16 protein-coding genes and 2 CRISPR repeat arrays (1 of these 18 running past the window's edge) are annotated in these 18,622 nt (G+C 65.4%); of the genes, 2 read left to right on the top strand and 14 right to left on the bottom strand.

What is annotated here, in order from left to right:
* Nucleotides 1–160 precede the first annotated feature (160 nt).
* The 3 genes from ACIBQ1_RS09170 to ACIBQ1_RS09160 form a co-directional block, all read right to left on the bottom strand.
* Nucleotides 161–463 (bottom strand): WhiB family transcriptional regulator, encoded by a 303-nt coding sequence (locus ACIBQ1_RS09170; protein WP_397275851.1) that lies wholly within the window; start codon nt 461–463, stop codon nt 161–163.
* Nucleotides 460–669, bottom strand: coding sequence for a hypothetical protein (locus tag ACIBQ1_RS09165; RefSeq protein ID WP_397275850.1), 210 nt, complete (start codon nt 667–669; stop codon nt 460–462). Before ACIBQ1_RS09165 ends, ACIBQ1_RS09170 begins: the two co-directional genes overlap by 4 nt.
* A gap of 86 nt (nt 670–755) precedes the next feature.
* Nucleotides 756–896, bottom strand: a complete 141-nt coding sequence (locus ACIBQ1_RS09160; protein WP_397275848.1) for a hypothetical protein — start codon at nt 894–896, stop codon at nt 756–758.
* Nucleotides 897–1,386: 490 nt separating this feature from the next.
* Between ACIBQ1_RS09160 and ACIBQ1_RS09155 the strand changes: the two genes are divergently transcribed.
* The gene (locus tag ACIBQ1_RS09155) at nt 1,387–2,604 is read left to right on the top strand and encodes a hypothetical protein (protein WP_397275846.1); all 1,218 of its coding nucleotides are present in this window, start codon (nt 1,387–1,389) and stop codon (nt 2,602–2,604) included.
* Between the two features lie 220 nt (nt 2,605–2,824).
* On the opposite strand, the gene ACIBQ1_RS09150 is transcribed toward ACIBQ1_RS09155, so the two are convergent.
* The 3 genes from ACIBQ1_RS09150 to ACIBQ1_RS09140 form a co-directional block, all read right to left on the bottom strand.
* Nucleotides 2,825–3,709 (bottom strand): neutral zinc metallopeptidase, encoded by an 885-nt coding sequence (locus ACIBQ1_RS09150; RefSeq protein WP_397276740.1) that lies wholly within the window; start codon nt 3,707–3,709, stop codon nt 2,825–2,827.
* 162 nt (nt 3,710–3,871) lie between these two features.
* A complete protein-coding gene (locus ACIBQ1_RS09145; RefSeq protein WP_397275844.1) occupies nt 3,872–4,786 on the bottom strand; it encodes a phosphotransferase enzyme family protein in 915 nt (304 codons plus the stop codon).
* Between the two features lie 3 nt (nt 4,787–4,789).
* Entirely contained in the window at nt 4,790–5,275 is a 486-nt protein-coding gene (locus ACIBQ1_RS09140; RefSeq protein ID WP_397275842.1) for a GntR family transcriptional regulator, read from the bottom strand.
* Between the two features lie 635 nt (nt 5,276–5,910).
* Here ACIBQ1_RS09140 and ACIBQ1_RS09135 point away from each other — a divergent pair.
* Nucleotides 5,911–6,339 carry a GntR family transcriptional regulator gene (locus ACIBQ1_RS09135; protein WP_397275840.1) on the top strand — a complete coding sequence of 143 codons (429 nt, stop codon included), beginning with the start codon at nt 5,911–5,913 and terminating at the stop codon, nt 6,337–6,339.
* Nucleotides 6,340–7,594: 1,255 nt separating this feature from the next.
* Nucleotides 7,595–7,989: direct repeats of the CRISPR family, unit length 29 nt; unit sequence GGGACCATCCCCGCGTGCGCGGGGAGCAC.
* Nucleotides 7,990–8,115: 126 nt separating this feature from the next.
* Here ACIBQ1_RS09135 and cas2e read toward each other — a convergent pair.
* The 8 genes from cas2e to cas3 are packed head-to-tail and all read right to left on the bottom strand — an operon-like array spanning nt 8,116 to nt 17,276.
* Complete coding sequence (gene cas2e, locus ACIBQ1_RS09130; RefSeq protein ID WP_397275838.1) at nt 8,116–8,466, bottom strand: type I-E CRISPR-associated endoribonuclease Cas2e; 351 nt, start codon at nt 8,464–8,466, stop codon at nt 8,116–8,118.
* Nucleotides 8,463–9,419, bottom strand: a complete 957-nt coding sequence (gene cas1e / locus ACIBQ1_RS09125; protein WP_397275836.1) for a type I-E CRISPR-associated endonuclease Cas1e — start codon at nt 9,417–9,419, stop codon at nt 8,463–8,465. The genes cas2e and cas1e overlap by 4 nt, the downstream gene beginning before the upstream one ends.
* A gap of 3 nt (nt 9,420–9,422) precedes the next feature.
* Complete coding sequence (gene cas6e, locus ACIBQ1_RS09120; RefSeq protein WP_397276738.1) at nt 9,423–10,112, bottom strand: type I-E CRISPR-associated protein Cas6/Cse3/CasE; 690 nt, start codon at nt 10,110–10,112, stop codon at nt 9,423–9,425.
* Nucleotides 10,112–10,816, bottom strand: a complete 705-nt coding sequence (cas5e, locus tag ACIBQ1_RS09115; protein ID WP_397275834.1) for a type I-E CRISPR-associated protein Cas5/CasD — start codon at nt 10,814–10,816, stop codon at nt 10,112–10,114. The genes cas6e and cas5e overlap by 1 nt, the downstream gene beginning before the upstream one ends.
* On the bottom strand, nt 10,813–12,018 hold the full coding sequence (gene cas7e / locus ACIBQ1_RS09110) for a type I-E CRISPR-associated protein Cas7/Cse4/CasC (protein ID WP_397275832.1): 1,206 nt from the start codon (nt 12,016–12,018) through the stop codon (nt 10,813–10,815). The genes cas5e and cas7e overlap by 4 nt, the downstream gene beginning before the upstream one ends.
* On the bottom strand, nt 12,018–12,671 hold the full coding sequence (gene casB, locus ACIBQ1_RS09105) for a type I-E CRISPR-associated protein Cse2/CasB (RefSeq protein WP_397275830.1): 654 nt from the start codon (nt 12,669–12,671) through the stop codon (nt 12,018–12,020). Before casB ends, cas7e begins: the two co-directional genes overlap by 1 nt.
* Nucleotides 12,668–14,368, bottom strand: coding sequence for a type I-E CRISPR-associated protein Cse1/CasA (casA, locus tag ACIBQ1_RS09100; RefSeq protein WP_397275828.1), 1,701 nt, complete (start codon nt 14,366–14,368; stop codon nt 12,668–12,670). The genes casB and casA overlap by 4 nt, the downstream gene beginning before the upstream one ends.
* Nucleotides 14,358–17,276 carry a CRISPR-associated helicase Cas3' gene (gene cas3, locus ACIBQ1_RS09095; RefSeq protein WP_397275826.1) on the bottom strand — a complete coding sequence of 973 codons (2,919 nt, stop codon included), beginning with the start codon at nt 17,274–17,276 and terminating at the stop codon, nt 14,358–14,360. Before cas3 ends, casA begins: the two co-directional genes overlap by 11 nt.
* A 232-nt stretch (nt 17,277–17,508) precedes the next feature.
* Nucleotides 17,509–18,622: direct repeats of the CRISPR family, unit length 29 nt; unit sequence GTGCTCCCCGCGCACGCGGGGATGGTCCC; it runs 990 nt beyond the window's last position.

The raw sequence follows: 18,622 nt of genomic DNA, 5'->3' as shown, positions 1-18,622 counted from the left end.
CCGGACTGAGAGCGGGCGAGGATGCGGCACATGCGGCAGCCGGGCAGGCAGCGGGTGCCGTGCGCGGCACAGAGTTCGACCTGGCGACGGACGCCGCAACCACGGCACCGGTACGCGCTACGCGAGCGCTTGCCGCAGTCGGCGCACTGGAAGCGGGCCATCAGGCGGCTACCTTTCGCAGGTCGCGGAGTTCGTCGGTGGTGAGGCCCGCCCAGATGCCGGCCTCGGGGAGTACAGCCAGCGCGTAGGCCAGGCAGGCGCCGCGGGCCGGGCATCGGGCACAGATGGTCTTGGCCTTCGCTTCCCGGGCCTCCCGCGTGTCCTCCGGCTCGGGCTCGAACAGGTCAGGGCCGGTGAAGAGCTCGGCATCGCTGCTCTCGCAGGCCGGGTTGGCGTTCAGCAGATCGTCACGGAGATCGGACAGTGCCTCGTCGCCCAGGACGGCGGCGGTCACCTCGTTCATCGCCGCGCCCCCAGCAGGCCGGCGAGGGCCTCGGCGACGGCGAGCCGGTGGCAGGTCGGGCAGACGGGAGGCGTCGGAGCCTCCTCGTCGGGCGCGATCTCCTCGGCGCCGCCGCAGACGAGGCAGATCCACTGAATGGACCTCCAGGTCGCGCTGCGCATGGGCAGGTCGGATGTGGGCTGAATGTTGCTGGACCCGTGGGTCATGATGAAGACACCTCTTCTAAGGGGTGCCGGGGTGCGGATCAGGTTTGGCGACTTTGGGCCGCACCCCGGCTTCTTTGTTTGGCGGTTCAGCCGAGACCGTTGCTGAAGGCGGTCAGGGCTTGGGCGATCGTCAGTACGGCGTCCACGGCGGCGTTGACGGCAACTGCGGCCTTGTGCGGCTGAGTGATCACGAAGAAGGCCGCGAGGATCATCAGCACCGTGGGCATGAAGCGTCGGGGTCGGAGAGCAGGCATTTGGTGGTGATCCCTTCTGGTCGCGGTCGGGCCTGTCTCTCCTGCTGACAGGCCCTCAATCTGAGATTCTGTCCTGTACAGGTATAGAACAGGCTTGGCGAGTCCGTCAAGCTTCTTTCGGGGCTCGCCGTGTTCGTGGCACCAGAAAACCGCGCAGGTCAGGGGGTACGGCAGCGTTCAAAAGACGGTGCAATTGAGCGAATGGGGGTGCACGACGGCCCGGAGGGGGTGCAAACTGTCGGCGACATCTTGATCACCCAGGGTTGCGAACCCGCTGCGCGCCGGGAGTGCCATGAAGCTCCGAGAGCCGAATCACCAGCTCGCAGTGGTCATGACGAGAGCCGCATGCTCTAACAAGGCCCTCGCCCGGCGGGTACAGGACGTGGCCGTGAACCATGGTGCGGACATCCGCTGCGATCACGTGTCGGTGAAACGCTGGCTCGACGGAATGCACCCCCGCGGAATGACGCCCCACTTCATCGCCGAGGCCCTCAGCCGGAAGCTCGGCGAGCGTGTGAGCGTCCGCGACATCGGCATGATGTACGCGGAGGCGACGCCGCTCAAGGCCAGCCCGCGCAAGCAACAGGCCGACGGTCTGAGCGATGGTGTGACAGTCCTCGTATCAGGCGACCTCTCGGCCAACCCCCAGGTGGTCGAGAGCGACGTCTGCACGGACTCCTGGAACGACTCCATGGTCACGTGGCTGGTGAACCCTGTACCGATCCCAAAGCTCCTGGCGGAAGGACGGCTGGTCACCGCGTCCAGCGTCGAGGCCGTACGCGAGACGACTGCGATGTTCGCGAAGCTGGACTACCGGTTCGGCGGCGGCCACGCGCGGTCCACAGTGGTGCAGTACATCGCCATGGAGGTGGAGCCGCTTCTCAAGCACGTCAGGCCGGACACGGCACTCGGCAAGCAGTTCCTCTCCGAGACCGCGGCCATGCTGCGCCTAGCAGCCTGGATGGCGTACGACACCGGACGCCACGGCCTTGCCCAGCAGTACATGACCAAAGCTCTCCACCTGGCACGCGAGGCCGATAATCGGATGCTCGGCGGCCGCATCCTGGCCGGCATGAGCCACCAGGCCAACTACCTCGGCCACTACGGCATGGCCGTGAACCTCGCACGAGCCGCACAGATGGGAGCGAAGGACGCGGCCACGCCCACGGCCATGGCGTTGTTCAGCGCCATGGAGGCGCGAGCGCTGGCATCTCAGGGCGATGAGGCCGCGTGCAGCAGGGCGCTTGGAGAGGCCGAGCGCTGGTTCGAGCGGCGGACGCCTGAGGATGATCCGGTGTGGCTGCGGTACTTCGACGAGGCCGAGCTGGCGGCGGAGTTCGCCCACTGCTTCCGCGACCTCGGCCACCACCACCGGGCCCGCGATCGGGTGCTGGAGAGCGTGGAGCTCTCCGAGAGCCTCTACGTGCGCAGCCTCTCCTTCGTGCGAACCATCCTGGCGACGAGCCACGTGGCCGGCGGCGAACTGGAACACGGCCTCGCGGTAGCGCGCGAGGTGGTGACCACCGTGGCCGACCTGCGGTCAGCCAGGACACGGCGCTACGTACGGGACTTCGTCAAGCAGCTCGCGCGCTACGGGAACGATCCAAGGGTGCGCGAGTTTCAGACGTTCGCTGAGACACGGCTCGCACGAGCCCGATCAGAGGCCGGCGCGGCGAAATAACCATTTGGCGGAAGCCCCCAGCCCGGTTGTTGCTCCAAGCCGAGCGTTCAGGACGACCCGTACAACACCTTCGCCGAGATGCCCTTGATCGCCATTCTTGAGGCGATAGACATCCTCGCAACTCCGAGGTAGACCTCGTCGACCAACAAGCCAGAGACCGACTGTCGCGCCCTCTCGGGATATGGCGCCCGCAAGGCGGGCGCCATATGCGATTTCGGCCCTACCCGATGTTCTTACTCGGCGCGGTCCAAGTGTTGCAGGAGCCGGGTCGGCCGCTGCTGAACCCCCGATCCAGCCATGCCCCGTAGGCCTTGAGGTCCTTTTCCCTCTTGTACATCGCCATGAACTTGGACCACGACGGCAAGGTATCGCGGGTCGCTTGCAGCGCAGCTGCGGCGAAGCAGCCAGCCTGATCTTCGCTCCTGTTCTCGGCCAGCACGCTCTCGTCCTCAGTCGCAGCATTGGCCTGGAGCTCATCCGCATAGTCAAGAATGCCGGCCAGGTCCTGGATGTAATGACCATGCTCATGGGCAACGAGATGCGCAGCCCACATCCCGTTCCTGGAAGCCCATGTCCTGGATTCCGCCAGCACGTAATATGTCTTGTTATCTGGGCAGTAGGTGCCGTATGCGCCCGCTTGCGGCATTGTCCCGCCGCAAGCGGCAACGTTGATCCGCGCCTTCAGAAAGTAGCGCTTGGGCGCTTTATAAGACTTATGCATCTTGGCGAACTGCTTCGCCCATACACGGTCGAGGCAGCCACTCACGGTCTGCATATAGCGTCGCATCGAGCCCCAATTGCCATCCTCCAGCCGGGGCATCTCACACTTCATCTTGGCGATTCGGGACGTCCGGTAAAGCGGACTTCTCAATGCCGCATCTCGGGGAGAAGACGATGGCGCGGCGCGGAAAGCGGCCGGTTTCACCTGCATCGCAGCGTGGACCACAGCGCCGCCCTGGCCGCTCGGCAGGCTGTCGCCCGTCGAAGCACAACCGGCCAGACTGCCCAGCGTGACAAGTAGAGCGAAGCCGCTGAGCGACGACTGCAGCGGCGACGTTACAGGCTTCGGAGATGCCGAATGGGGTCGACTGCCCGTTCGATCCATGGATTTCACAGGAAGATATGATCTGGCACCACAACCTCCTAGAGGAGAAGCTCGTCATCACATTCGGATCACGGGTGCGAAGCGGGAATCCGCCGCCCACCACAAGCAGCAGCCCATAGCGTCGGCACCGACCTTACGAGCGCGGCAGCGCCATGGCTGTCTTCAGAACGGTCTCCAGACGCGCGGCAGGACGTCATGACGCAGGGACGCCATGCGCCGATCGAACTCTTCGCGGATCTCCGGGCCCTGGTCTACGTTCTGCATGAGCCATGTGGTCATCGTGGTCTCCCGGATCCGGCGCAGGGTGTGGAAGCCTGGCCATTCGGTGATGTCGAAGCCGTACGCGTCCACAGCCTGTGTGTACTCATCCGTCGAGACCCACTGGAACCCCCTGAACGGGATGCCGATGCCCGTGCAGAGATCCCACTCGCGCGGCCCCCAGGCGAACGCCTCGAAGTCGAGCAGGATCACGCGTCCGTCCGTACGGCGGAGAAGGTTGTTCTTGTGCCCGTCGCCGTGAATGTGGCCGGCGGGCAGAGCGAAGTCGAGGGTGTTGTACTCGACGTAGAGGTCTTTGACCCGCTGGCGCAGGAACTCAAGGTCCTCGTCCGCGACGCTGGAGGCGTTGTCCAAGCGATCCTCCACGCGAGCCAGCGGGTCGAACAGCGGCAGCACCAGATCCACCGGCTTCGGAACGTCGTGCAATTGCCTGAGCATCACCACCAGATCAGCGAATCCTGGCGCCGGCCCACCACTGTCCATGTACAGCCAGAACGTCACCACCCGACCCTCGTGAACAGCCGCCTGAGGACAGTCCGGGAACAGGCGCACACCCGGGAAGTCGGCTTCTTCCAGCCAGTTCGCGACCGCCACTTCCTTCCGAACATCGGAGAGGAGATCCACGCTCCGAGCGATCCTCACCACCACCGGTGCCGATACGAGGCGATACAGCGCGTTCTCACCGAGCCGTATGGGCACCGCCCCGTGGCTGTCCAGCCCGGCGTGCTCGCAGGCAGCGACGAGCGCTCTGTACGCGTCCTGCTGGCAGAAGCCTCGCGTGGTGGGGGTCTCGGTCATGGATCAGCCCTCTCTGCTCGTGTTGCTCGGCGGCGAACCGGTGGCCACGAAACGGCCTTTGCTGGGGATGACGACGATCAGGCCCTCCTGCTGAAGCAGTTCCAGGGCCTTGCGTACCGTGATGCGCGCCGTGCCGAACCTTTCGGCGAGGACAGGTTCACCAGGCAGTCGGACATCAGAAGGGAACTCTCCGGCTTTGATGGCGACGCGGAGTTGGTTCGCCACGTCCTCGTAGCGCGTGGCAGGCTTCGCGCCTTCTGCGGCCTGGCCTTGCACTCTGCGACCGCGACCCATCTGGCTCACGACGAGGCCCTCGCGTTCCAGCTCCGCGAGTGCTTGCCGTACGGTGCCGCGAGCGACGCCGTACGTCTGCATGAGCGCCGTCTCGGACGGGATCATCCCGCCGGGCGGATACTCTCCGCTGGCGATCCGCTGGCGGAGGTCACTGGCCAACGTGGCGTAGGCGGGCTGAGCTTTGCCGTGAGTCATGAGGCTCCCTTGCCGAGCAACAACGGACTCAAGGCTAGGGCGAGCACGCCTGCTCGGTAATGAACGCCGTCTCAGTGGACGGCGCCCCTCTATATTTGCCCGGCGGTCAGCTCTCGGCTGACGCAAGCGCTCTCGCCGCTCGCGTACCTCGCTGAGCCGCCCTGGGCGTACGTCGCGTGGCACCACTGGAGGCGGTGCCATCAGCGAGCCTCACCCGAGAGAAGCAGTCGCCACAGAGGGGCCGCTTGGGCCCATCGCCAGGGGCCAGCGTATGCGACGACGGAGGGAGCGGTTCGGTCGGTGCGGCGGAACAGATACGTACCGCCGCTGCCCAGCAACTCGTACGCGATCTCCGAGCATGCACAGGTGTAGTCGAGAACCCGCTGGTGGGCCGAACGATGGTCCTTGAGCCGGTCCCCTATCACCCAGTCGATGGAGATTCTCGGAGCGGTGACTCGATCAGAGGGGTGGACGGAGAACCCTGGACATGGCCAGTCATCTATCTGACGACCTGACGCTTTAGCCATTGAGCCGACCTCTCACCTTGCGGTGTGGCAACGTTCCTGCACGTAAACGCTTATGAGCATATGCCTACTAGACCATATGAGGTAGTGGTGTTGTGATGATGATCTACTGTGATCGACTTCGGTTCCGATCGACCGGTGCACCGCCAGCTCGCCGACATCATCCGCGAGGACATCGCAGCGGGGCGGCTCAAGGCTGGCCAGGCACTCCCCTCAGAGACTCGACTGATGCAGCAGTACGAGCTCGGCCGCGTCGCCGTACGGCAGGCACTCGGGGTGCTGCGCGGCGAGGGGCTGATCGTCACCGTGAAGCGTGATGGCTCCTACGTCCGCCCGCAAGTGCCCGTTGAACGGGTCGCGGTGGAGCACACAGCAGAGGTTACGGCCCGCATGCCGTCGCCCGACGAGCGGAAGGAACTGGACATCCCCGAGGGCGTTCCGGTGTTCGTCATCAAGCAGCCACGCAAGCGCAACCGGGTCCTGCCCGCTGACCGGACAATTCTCGTTTGGGATATCCCATCCCAGAGGGATATAACCTAAATCATCTAGGTCAGCACATCCCGGCCCTCTTACTCGCCCCGTGTGCACAGTGAACGTACGCCCACCCAGCTCGGCCTACCCTGCACGGGATTCTCTCGCGTATAGGGGAGCACGCCTTTTGACCTACAATGCCACTAGGTCTATCGCTCTGCATTTTCGAGGAGATGAATAGCATACCTCGAACGAACTCAAGTGGTTAAGCTAAGCACTACCCAAGAAGGCGGAGGGCCGGCCGATGCCCTCCGCCTTGCCTAGATACATATACTCACCATTCCCCGCATGCGCGGGGAGCACCTTTCCAACCCGCTTCCCGTGGGTTCATCCCCGTGTACACGGGGAGCATTGTTGCCCCGGCTCCGTGCGATCGTTTAAGGCGAAGAGACAGTACTACTGCTTGTACGGAATTCGCTATCGGCCACGCTTCGCCATCGATCGCCTACACTCCTCCAGCTCACAGAAGCCAACTGCAGGAGGTCTAGCACTCACCTCCGATGCCGTCCTGGGCGAGCAGGAACGGTTGTCACACCCTGAACGCCCATCCACCCGTTCAAACTATCCCACGAGCTCAGAGATGGCCTCACCCTTCCCCATGGCATCCGAGCGGAAGCGACCCTACGAACAAGGGAGCATGGTCGAGGCGTTCCCCTACTTCCTCCCTCGGGGACCAATCACCGCCCTTGCCCAGAGGAGTCCCGCCCCTGCTGCAGCCCCGCTAGTAATCAGAGCCCGAGGCACCCCAGTACCGGACATATAGGTGAGCGCACCCGCTGCAGCACCTATCAGCATCGCACACAGTAGAAGCACAAAGGCTTCTAGCTCGAGGATGGGCCGAGGTTCCCTACTCATAGATCTCCGCTTCCCGTGTTCCGAAGTCTGTCATGGAGCCGACCGTAGCATGGACGCTGCCGATCTACTTCCACTTTCACGCACTTGTGCTCACGACCCAAAAAGGCCGCCCGCCCACTGCTGGTCACCCGGCTTAACAGGGCGGGACATGAGCATGCACCTCACAATTCAGGGCAGCCATTAACGGGAAATCTGCACGGCCAATATTTACCTCCAGCTTGAGGCGCCTACCGGATGCAGGCCGCTCCACGGGATGAACGTCCTGATATCAACGCATTAGAGGAAATGCATAGGAGCACGTTCACGCTGTATCCCGCCCCATTTTTGCGAACTGCGGGAGTCCAGAAGGAGACTCTCCCTGCATGCACATGGAGCCCCTCGCGATCGACTGGCTGATCGGCGCTGTGCTGGGACCATTCCCGTGTGGCGGGGAGCACCTTCGTCACGCGGTTCTGGTACTCGGGATGGAGGGACCATCCCCGCGTGCGCGGGGTGCACGACCCAGCGGCGTAGCTGCTGTTGCTCGGGTTGGGACCATCCCCGCTTGCGCGGGGAGCACGGGCGGGGCCGACGTTCGTAGCCATCGCGGGAGGGACCATCCCCGCGTGCGCGGGGAGCACGCTCTGCAGACCAAGCACAAGGGCGCGGGTCCGGGACCATCCCCGCGTGCGCGGGGAGCACCAGCCCGGTGACCCGGTTCGAGGGCTACTTCACGGGACCATCCCCGCGTGCGCGGGGAGCACACCCGCTCTGACCTGCGGAAATGTCAACCGCGGGGACCATCCCCGCGTGCGCGGGGAGCACTCTTGCTGACCTGCATAATTGCTCCGCGCCAAGGGCGTTTTTGAGCGCTTTGAAGAATCCGGACATTTTGCCTTGGTTTTGGAGCCTGGCAGAGCAGCGCCAGCTGAGCCATCAGAACACAGCGGATCAACGCTGCCCGTAGCGACGGCGTTTGGCTGCCCGGCTCCAGTTACGGGGCGGTTCGGAGGTGGGCTGCTCCTGTTGCTCCTTCGGCCGGCGTAGCAGGATGAGCCCCTCGTGGTCGATGGGGTGCCACTTGTGGTCATGCGTCTCGAAGGCGAAACCCTGTTCGTTGTCCGTGGTGTAAGCGAGAAGCGCACGGCCGGTGTCGGCGTACTGCTGAACCTGTAGCCACAGTTGCTCGCGAACGCGCGCTGACGGGCCTCCGATGAACACGCCGGGAGCGATCTCCATAAGCCAGCGAGTCAGGAAACCCCGCAGGCCAACCGGGCATCGGGTGAGCACGATGACGGTCACCAGGGCACCTCATCGGCGTAATTGCGACCCGACTCCAACTCGATGCCGTGATCGCTCTGCAAGAGCACTCGGTCGACGTCCTCGTCCAAAGCGCCCGTACTGGCATCAGCGCCCGCCAGGAGCAGGCGCTTGATGTCATCAACACACCGTTTGAGCAGCCCGAGCTTGTTAATTCTGTCGCGAATAGCGCGACGTGTGCGTGATCCAACATCTTCCGGACTGTGCGCCGCCTCCTCGAAGGCCACCGGAATGGCGATCTCCGTCTTGTAGAGGTCTGCGATGTCGAGGACGAACGCGAGTTCGTGCCCGGAGTGGATGAACCCCAGCCCAGGGGAGCAGCCGAGCGCGGCCACCGTGGTTTGAGCAACGCCGTACATGCATTGGGCTGCCGCGGTGACCGCCTGGTTCAGTGGATCGCCTGCGCTGAAGTCTCCGGGGATGTAGACCCTGCCGTTCCACTGAAGCCCTACGCGTTCGGCTTCCTTGCGATAGTGCTCTTTGACCCTGCGGCCTTCTCTGCCGAGGAGTTCGTGCCGGGTCAGGGCCGATGGGTCCTCGCCGGGGAACCGCATGCGGTACATCTCGCGAGCCACTTCAAGGCGAGTACGCCGATTGGCCCACTTAACGGCTTGCGCCTCGACCAGGGACGACGAGCGGTTGAGCGATCTTCCACCGGAGTAGAAGCGAACGCCCTGCTCGCCTACCCACACCACGCCGGCTCCGCTGTCGCCGAGCAGGCTCATCGCCTGGTGAGTGACTCGGGTGCCAGGCCCGAGCAGCAGTGTCCCGATTGTTGCGGCGGGGATGTGAGTGGTGCCATGAGCGTCCTCGGCCGTGATGGCGTTGTCTTCCCGGTGCAGGATGCAGCGTTCCAGATAGATGAAGGAGATACGATCTCCCATCCGGGTGAGCTCTCGTGGCGACGACTGGCCGCGCTGGCCAACGGTGGCCATCGTTCACGCCTCGGCGAGGGTCATCAGGCCGCAGCCGTACGCCTTTGCTTTGCCCAGTCCTCTGGTGAGGGTTTGGCGGAAGGCGTCGGGGTCGGTCACCTGCAACCGTCCGTCGAAGGTGACAGTGACTAGGGTGACGGGCTTTCGCTGTCCTGCCTTGGTGAAGTCGAGCTGCCGGCGGTCGCGTACGGCGAGTTCGTATTGATCGAGCTCATCATGCAGGCGCTGCTCCGGCGGCTTTTCGAGAACCACGAATCCAGACTTCTCCTGGCGCTGAAGGAGCCAGTCCATCTGGTGGCGCCGGCCAACATGCGCAGTGATCTTGGTTGGCTCGTCAGCAGTGCGACGGATGCTATGCACGGGGTTGGCAGTCAGGCGAAATGACCAGATGTCTCCCTTGGCCAGCCGGGATAGCAGGGGCTCGTAATCGTGGGTCTGCCACCGCCCGGTCTCCGGCCATCCGGCTTCTTCCACGAGATGAGTCAGATCCGGTTTGGCCGGGCTGACGATGAAGAGATATGTCTCGGCGCGGCTGTCGCGATCAATCCGCCAGAGGACTCGGGGGCCTGCGCTGTCCTGGGACATGGGTTCGGCGAACGCGAACATGATCGCGGCGTGCAGCCGCTGCGGCGACGACAACAGGCGCCGGGCACCGAGCCGAGCGGTGTTGAAGCGGAACCGGGTCAGGAACATCATGCGCTCCCGAGAGCGGCGATGGGATCGTGGACGGGGCGGGCGGCTGGGTTGGCGACGCGGGCCCTCGGCGGGCGGTGGACGCCACGCAGACGGTATTGACGGTGTAGCGGGTTGAAGCTGACCGGTTGGTCCCGCAGGTTGTCCACGGGTCCGTCCCCGATCTCGGCCTCTATGAGGATTTCGAGTTCAACCTGGTGCTCGTTGCGACGCCGTCGTTGGTACCAGCGAGCGGCGTGCCACCGCTCCTGGTTCAGCGCCTCCAGCAAGCTGGGCTCCTCGCGAACCCCGAGGTACACCGGCCGAGACGGCGGGCAAGAGCGCCGCCCCAGGTACGGCAGGAAGACCGGCGTCTGTAGCGCTTGCCGCAGTTCGTCGATGAGCGCACCGTCACCCTCGACCCCGGCCACGAACACCGCATCCGCCAAATAGAACCGCTCCGACACCGGAGCGGCCTCGCCGGTCGTGAAGTGGTGGGCGGTGTGAAAATCGCGCAGCAACGTGCCGGGTTGGTCCACGCGAACCCCAAAGCGCATGGCCGCCAAGTCACTGAGGTCCTCTGTGCGCTCACGCCCCAGGGCGGACGCGAGCAGCCCGACCACTCCGCTCTTGGTCGGCGCCGCTTCAGTGGACCGGCGGGAGAAGCGCGAGGTCGATCCCCACGATTGAAGCGGCCCTGCTAGCTGCAACAGCAGGACGCTCATGCCTGGTCCTGCCTCCGCACGACTTCCGCGCCCACGGCGGCGATCAGGTCGGGCATCGGAAGGCTTGAACCGAGACTGGTCAGGGCTTCGGTATTCCTTCCGACCCGCAGAACCCAGGCAGGATCGCCCTCTCCGATGCCATAACTCGTCTCGATGTCCGTGAGGTAGGAGACGAGCGCCTCAGCCGCCTGCCGCATGTGGCCACCTGTTTCTGGGTTGGCTAGGCAGGGCTCCTCGAACGCCGCGACGAGGTTGACGGGTCGAGAATCGCGCAGTTTCACCACGACGGCATCAGGCAAGGTGTGGTTGCCGAAGGTGTTGATCTTTCCGGTCGGCAGAGATGTCAGGAAGCACTGGATGAACGCCTCCACTGCTCTGCGAATGGGTTCGGTGACCGGCTCGTCGTCGCGGAGTCCCGCGCCGAGGTTGCGGCGCAGGAGGTCGACGTCCACCGCGGCGTAGCGATAGAGGGTGGCAGAGTTGAACTCGACCGTGCCGATCATGCCGGCCCCCAGGTCGTCGTCCTCGCGTTCCTTGTAGTCGTCAACCGCTGTGTAATAGTCGGACTCGTTGTCCACCCGATGCACGCTGATGGCGTGCGCCACCTGGGCCGCGGCGTCCACGTTGATGTCCGCCCCATCGGCAATCATGCGGCCGAAAAGGGCGATGTCGACGGAGTGCCGCGTGTTCGCGATCCGCTTGGCCTGATCCTTGACAGCCTTGTCCTTGAAGTAGTCCTTGCCGCCCGACCCGTGAGCCTTGACCGCGATCTCTGCCAGACCGTCGAGCTGATGAGCGCTCAGGAACATGAGGTACTTCGACTCCGGAGCGGCGGCACTCACTCCTGCGTCGCTGCGAGAGGACTGCTCTCTCCTCTTCGGGACCTCGATCTTCGAGCCGGTGGCAGCCTGGATGGTGTCGGCCGCGAGCGTCCACGCATCGGCCTGCTCGATCGAACCGTCCAGCTTGCGGATGCGCTCAGCGAGCAGTTCCGCCACCCGCCTGGTGCGCACGCCGAGCTCGCTCGGATCCAGAAGATTGTGGAAGCCTTGCCGCGTGGCCCGCTTCCATGCCTGGCTGGAGACTCGGGCGCGGCGCACGCCGCCATACACCGCCGTCTTGGGCGTGCCGGTGTCGTCGCGGTTCAGGCAGCTGGGTGGGACGGTCTGCAGCGCGTGGACTTCGAGGATGGTCCGGATCATCAGATGTCCTTGTCGGAGGAAGCAGCCGTGTCTGCGTCGGTACGCGGGCCGGCGGGACGGTAGGAGTGGAAACTGCGGCCCCAGCGCTGCCGCACTTGCCGAAGGCCATCGGGGTCTTGTGCCTGGTACAGCTGCCGGGCAAGGATCCCGTAGTCGAGCGGAACCGAGGCATTGCGCAGCAGAATGACAACTTCCCGGAGCCGCTCGGTGAGGACCTTTGGCGTGGTGGCGGTGCCGAGGCGGACGAAGCGACGGCGGATCGGCTCGTCGAGCGTGCTACCAGGCATGAGGCGGCGCACCGCCGCTCCCAGCTCCGCCCTTGTCTGGTGCATATTCTGGTCAGACTTGGACTGCTGGTGAAGGGCGTACAGGGTAATAGCGGCGAATAGCGCAAACTCGGCCTTGAGTGCTTCCCTCTCCGGGAGCGCCTGTGCGCTGTAGAGCCGTTCCGTCCCCGCCATCCCCCACAGCTCCGGCACTTCCTCGGGCAACTTGCCTGCCCCTCGGCGCAACTGCGCCAACGCGGCGACGGCGCTACTGCGATCGGCCCGATATCCCTTCTGCAACTCGTTGACGTAGGCAGCGGCCACGTCGCCGACGAGGTCGGCGACCGGATGCCGTGCAGTCGCCGCCGGGGGCGAGGATGGGATCATGATGAGGCCTCCACGGTTTCGGGGAGTTCGTCGGCGCCTGGAAGGGGTTCACGTTCCTCCGGCGCCGCTGCGGGGAGGGCGGAGCGCAACCGAGCGCGGAAGAGCAGATCAGAGTAGGAGGCGGTCAGCCAAAGGCTCTGGCCTTTCTTCGTCGCGACCACCCGCCCCTCCCAAGCGGCGTCCCCCGCCGCACGCAGCAGCTCGTTCCCGAGGCGACTGACGATCTCGTACGCCTGCCGCTGCCACGCCATCCTGCGCTCCTGGGCGTCGTCATCCGGCTTTATGGCGGCCAGCCATGTGCGGAACGCTCCATCCAGCGTGGCGAACCCTTGGTGACGTGCGGCTTCTCGCCGCGGCTCTGGATCGTCCCCTCCGGCTCGGGCAAGATCGCCTGCGAAATCGGCAAGGATTGCGACGGCGCCCTCTGCGTCGGCGACCGCGTCGATCGCCGCCTGTCCGAGGCGATGGTCCTGTGCGTGGAGCAGCACCACGGGCATGGTGACCGCGTCATCGACGATTTCGTCGATGACGGACTGCTGGGTTCCATAGCGGGCGCCGATCAAGCGCGCCCGGATGAGGTAGGCGGATGGCAGATCGCTCTCGACGGTCAGGCGGGCGACCCAGTCGAGGATCCGGGGACGAACGATGTCCGCGGCTTCACCCCGCTGCTCGGCACCGGCTACGCGACCTGCGACAAGAGCCCCCAGACCCTGCCAGGCGCTGCGACTGACGTCGTGCTCCCGCGGTAGGTAGACCTGGGCTAGACCAAGCTTCTTCTCCTGAGCCGGGCTGCGTCGCCAGGCGGTCATCGGCTCGTGCTGATGCTTGTTCTGCGGAGCGAGTGGATCGCCATAGGTGAGGATCACTCCTGTGACCGCCTGGCCGTCGTGGAAGAGCCGCACCCGGCGGGACTGCCAGGTGTAGAGATCTCTGAGCCCAGCGGGGCGGCGGCTCAGCTCCAGGGGGTCAGTCTCACCTGGTCTGTTGGGCGGACGCCGCCAGGCCGGCCGGTCCTGGTCCGGCTTGCTGCGGAGATTGTCCGTGTCGAACGCGACCAGGTTGAGCAGCAACGTCTGTCTCAGGGTCTCCCCCTCGGCGAAGACGCCGCCCAGGTTACCGGCCCAGGCCACGCCTTGGGGGTACGCACGTCCGCCCTTGGCACGGGGGTCGCCGACCACGCCGGTCTTGATGCCGGAGGTGTCGAAGGCATGCGCGTGTACCAGCCAGCGTGCTGCCTCCGCAAAAGCGAGACGGTCTACTCCTCGGCCGCGCATCGTGAAGAACGGCAAACCGTTGGGCACGTCGGCAACGATGCGATCCAGCGCGTTCACTTCGCCTTTCGCCGTGCGCAACTCCGCTGTCTGGCAGAAGGGCTGGCTGGAGTGGAGCAGGTCGAACCGTTCGCGGTGCTGATCCAGGTAGCCCGTGATGCGTTCGAGGGGAAGCCCGTCGTCCCACAGTTCTTGCCAGTCGGCGATGTCCGTCGGCCCGTCGACGGCGTCGTGCAGGATCGCCAGGAGCAGCCGCAGCAGCGCGAACTCCTGGGTCGGCACATCCCCCACCAGGCGCCGCAGGTCATCTGCCTGAGCGAACACTTCGCGAAGTGACAGCTCGTCCTCACTGCCGTCACAGCGTTGAACCGGCAGCCACCGCTGCCGTGTCAGGTCGAACGATGCCGCCGCAGGCTCACTCGGCACGAGTCACCTCCAGACCATCGGTGGACGTGTAGCGCAGGTCGTAGCCTGCCAGTCGAGTACGACAGTTTTCGTCGAGGACCAGGATCAGCTCCCCGGCCAGCCAGTAACTGTCCTTGGCCTGCCAAGCGTGGACGTAGTTGCCTTCCAGTTCCCCGATGGCCTTGTCCAGAACGGCGGGAAAGGAGAAGTGGTAAGGCAGACGCAGCCCGCAACCAGCGACGACCCGAGCGAGCTTTGGTTGAGGGATCGCGTCCGTCGGCAACGCCAACCCGTTGCGCTTCTTCGACAGGTCAGGCAAGGTCGCCCAGGCGCCGTTGGCCCGCTGCTGCACCACCAACACTTCCAGGGTCTCGCGGCTGTCGCGCACCTGCGCACGGCCACGGCGCGTGTCGTCCGCGTCACCCACGCCGGCGTCGACCCAGCCCAGCAGCGGGCGACCAGTTCGGCCGACATCCTTGATCTGGAAGTCCTGCGCGGCCTCCTCCTGCCTGACTTGATGCAGTTCCTGAGCGGCTGCCGCCTTCGCCATCGCGTCCTGCCACTCGGGAGGTCCGACCGAGCCGCTGCCGTAAGCGTCCTGGACGAGCGGACTGATGTCCTCCGGAAGCCGCACGACGTGCCCACTACCTGCCGTCCCCGACAGGTACGGTTCGAGCACCGCCGCAGACCGCAACAGCGCGTGATCGCGGTAGATCAGTGTGGAGCCGCGCACTGGCTTGGGGGGCGCCGAGTCCCACTCGACGCCGGTCAGCAGGCATCGTGCCGTCCGGAGATTCTCGGGGCGATCGCTCTGCTCCTGGCCACGTACGTGCCTGTGGAGCCGTCCCATCCGCTGCAGGAGCAGGTCCACCGGACAGAGGTCGGAGACCAGCAGATCGAAGTCGATGTCCAGAGACTGTTCCGCCACGGAACTCGCCACTACGACGTGACGGCCTGGAGGCCGATGTTCTCGGCTTTTCTCCGGCGGACCGAACCGCTTCAATAGATCGTCATCTTTGTCCGCCCTGTCGATATCGACGAAACGGGCATGCGCAATACTGACATTCTCCTCGCCGAATATGTCGCGCAAATAGACAGCTGTCTCCAGCACGCGATCCACGGTATTCCGGACAACCAGCGCGCATCCTCCGCCCGCTAACTCTCGGGCAAGCCGCTCCCCCAAAACTGTTAGATCATCATCCAATCGCTCCACATGAACGCGGATGACCCGTCCGGACGCCTCAGCCGTCTTGCTCGCGATCTTGCCGTCCCACTCAATGGCCGAGAGCAGCGGATATCCGCGAGCCTGCTCCACCGCGGCGAGGTCACTCTCAGCGGCCACCCTTCCCGCATACGCTTCGACCAGCTCGCGACGGCGGGCCGCCGGTAGCGTCGCCGACAAGACCACGACCGGCACCCGGTAGGCACCCAGCCACGACAGCACGCGATCGAGGTAGGAGTTCATGTGGGTGTCGTAAGCGTGCGCCTCGTCAATGACGACGACCTTGCCCGCGAGCGCCAGGTGACGCAGCGCAAGATGGCGACTCTTCAACCCCATGAACAGCAGTTGGTCGATCGTTCCGACCACGAACGATGACAGCATCCCCTTCTTGCGCCCGCGCAGCCATTGATGCGCCACAAGTTCGGCAGAGGCTACCGACCGGTCGACACCGGGCCGCCATTCGCCGGCGCCGCCGTCCATCTCGACGCCCCGCACGTCACGCCTGCCGGCCCGCATCAGTGCAACGTAGTCGTCGTTGAGCGCGGCCTTGGAGTGCGCCAGTAGCACGGACCGCCGCCCCGAAGCAGGCCGCGCGTCGGGAACCCGCCTCAGCCATTCCAGCATCCGCGGGAACATGGCGTTGCCAGTTGCCATGGTGGGCAGCGCGACAAAGCATCCGCCAGCACCAGATCTCGCGGCGAAGATCTCCGCCACAGCCAGTGCCGCCTCCGTCTTCCCCTCGCCCATCGGCGCTTCGATCACGAGCAGCCCAGGCGTCGACATGCTGCGAGCTACCTGAACCGCCAGTTCCTGCACCGGCCGAATCCGGCTTCCTTCCGGCAGTTGGAACCGTGATGCGAACACCACTTCCGGAGAGCCGGTCGGCTCGGATGGCTGCCACAGCTCCGGAAGGTCCAGACCGCGCCACGCCGACTCCGCCCGTTCCCGGTCACTGACACGTTCCGCATCAGGGAAGTACGGAAAGAGATCCGGATTACTGGCGATCCAGTCGGCGACAATGACCAGACCGGTCAGCAGCGCCTGCGCGGGCTGCGAGAGACGGACTGTCCGCCAGCTGGCCAGGGCGTCTCCCACCCCGCACACCTCGGCACAGTGATCCAGAAGCTCCCATTGCACGTCCCGCCACGCAGACGCACAGCCGGGAGTCCGCATGAGGTCCGGGTGATCAGTCAGCGCCTTGATGTCCGAAGCCGCTGGCGGAACCCCATGATGGCCACCGGTGACGACGCCCAACTGCAACGTGTCAGACCGCAACCAGCTGTACCGCTCGATCAACCAGTCCTGCATGAGGAGCTGACCCACCAGACCATGCGGGCCCAGCTTCCGATCGAGGAATTCCTTGTACGGCGGCATGTCCAACCCGACAGCCCGCATCGCGTCTGCGAGTGATTCCACCTGGCAAGCAAATGCCGGGCTCGCCTTACCGATGTCGTGAGTGATCGCCAGCCATACCGCCAGCTGGCGCCCATCCTCCAAGCCTGCGGGAAACCCGTCAGCGATTACTCGTTTCACCTGCAGCGGTAACCATCGATCCCATAGAAGACCAGCCACTGCGCCGCTGTCAGCGAAGTGCCGCCACAGCGGTAACCACCCATCGGTATCCCGATCATGCTTCGCCCAGACAGTTCGGGCTCTTTCGGACAAACCCTCAACAAATGCGGAATGGGGTGCCGCCTCATCGAGCATGGGAGCTATTAAAGTGCATGAGCCTGTCGAGATATCAGCATTTCGCCAATAAGGCTGGCGCACACGGCCACATCTTGCGGGGAGCGGAGCCAAGTTGCCCGCTACGCTGCCGATGATGCAGCCTGGGGAGGACTGAATCAGCAGCTTGATAACCAGAATGTCCGCTATGCCCTTTTCTATGGAAGTGCTCAATTCCGAGCCCAACCGCGGACAACGTCGCAGGTCAGCGAGAGTGCTCCCCGCGCACGCGGGGATGGTCCCAGACCTGCACCCGCATCGGTCGCTCCCGCTGGGTGCTCCCCGCGCACGCGGGGATGGTCCCGCGCGTAGCGGTCGCTGACGAGAGGCAGAGTCGTGCTCCCCGCGCACGCGGGGATGGTCCCGGGCGGTCGTCGTAAACCCGGACGAAGTACTTGTGCTCCCCGCGCACGCGGGGATGGTCCCAAGCTCCGAGCCGACGCAGACGGGCCGTTCGGGTGCTCCCCGCGCACGCGGGGATGGTCCCGCCTTCTTGATGACGCGTTCGGAGGTGGCCGTGTGCTCCCCGCGCACGCGGGGATGGTCCCGGCTTGTCCTTTTTGGGGTCGCCGCCGTGCTTGTGCTCCCCGCGCACGCGGGGATGGTCCCCGGTCCTTGTCCTGCTCGGCGGCCTGGGCCTTGTGCTCCCCGCGCACGCGGGGATGGTCCCAGCAGCGGCGCCCTGGTGCTCTCGCCCTCGGTGTGCTCCCCGCGCACGCGGGGATGGTCCCCGTCGACATGGCGCCCCTCTCACTAGATGTGTGTGCTCCCCGCGCACGCGGGGATGGTCCCGGCAGCTGCACGACGGGCACCTCGACCGCCGTGTGCTCCCCGCGCACGCGGGGATGGTCCCTCGGCGCAGGCACACTGTGCGACCCCTGCCGAGTGCTCCCCGCGCACGCGGGGATGGTCCCGCCATCCGGCCGACGATCTGCGAGGCTGCCTCGTGCTCCCCGCGCACGCGGGGATGGTCCCCTGCGGCGTGGCCGCGCCCTGGTCCTGCACCGGTGCTCCCCGCGCACGCGGGGATGGTCCCCTGCGGCGTGGCCGCGCCCTGGTCCTGCACCGGTGCTCCCCGCGCACGCGGGGATGGTCCCGACTACCTCAAGACGGAGGGAGAGACCCGTGCGTGCTCCCCGCGCACGCGGGGATGGTCCCGATCTGGCCGGGCGATATGGCGTGTCATCCATGTGCTCCCCGCGCACGCGGGGATGGTCCTATGTTCGGCCTCCGGCCCGTGATTAGGGCACGGTGCTCCCCGCGCACGCGGGGATGGTCCCACCTGGTCCGGCACGCTGTCGGGATCGATCTTGTGCTCCCCGCGCACG

This window comes from Nonomuraea sp. NPDC050153, from assembly GCF_044460125.1.
Lineage (GTDB): Bacteria > Actinomycetota > Actinomycetes > Streptosporangiales > Streptosporangiaceae > Nonomuraea.
Note: the sequence above shows the minus strand (reverse complement) of the source record. Positions and strands in the feature narration are given on the sequence as shown.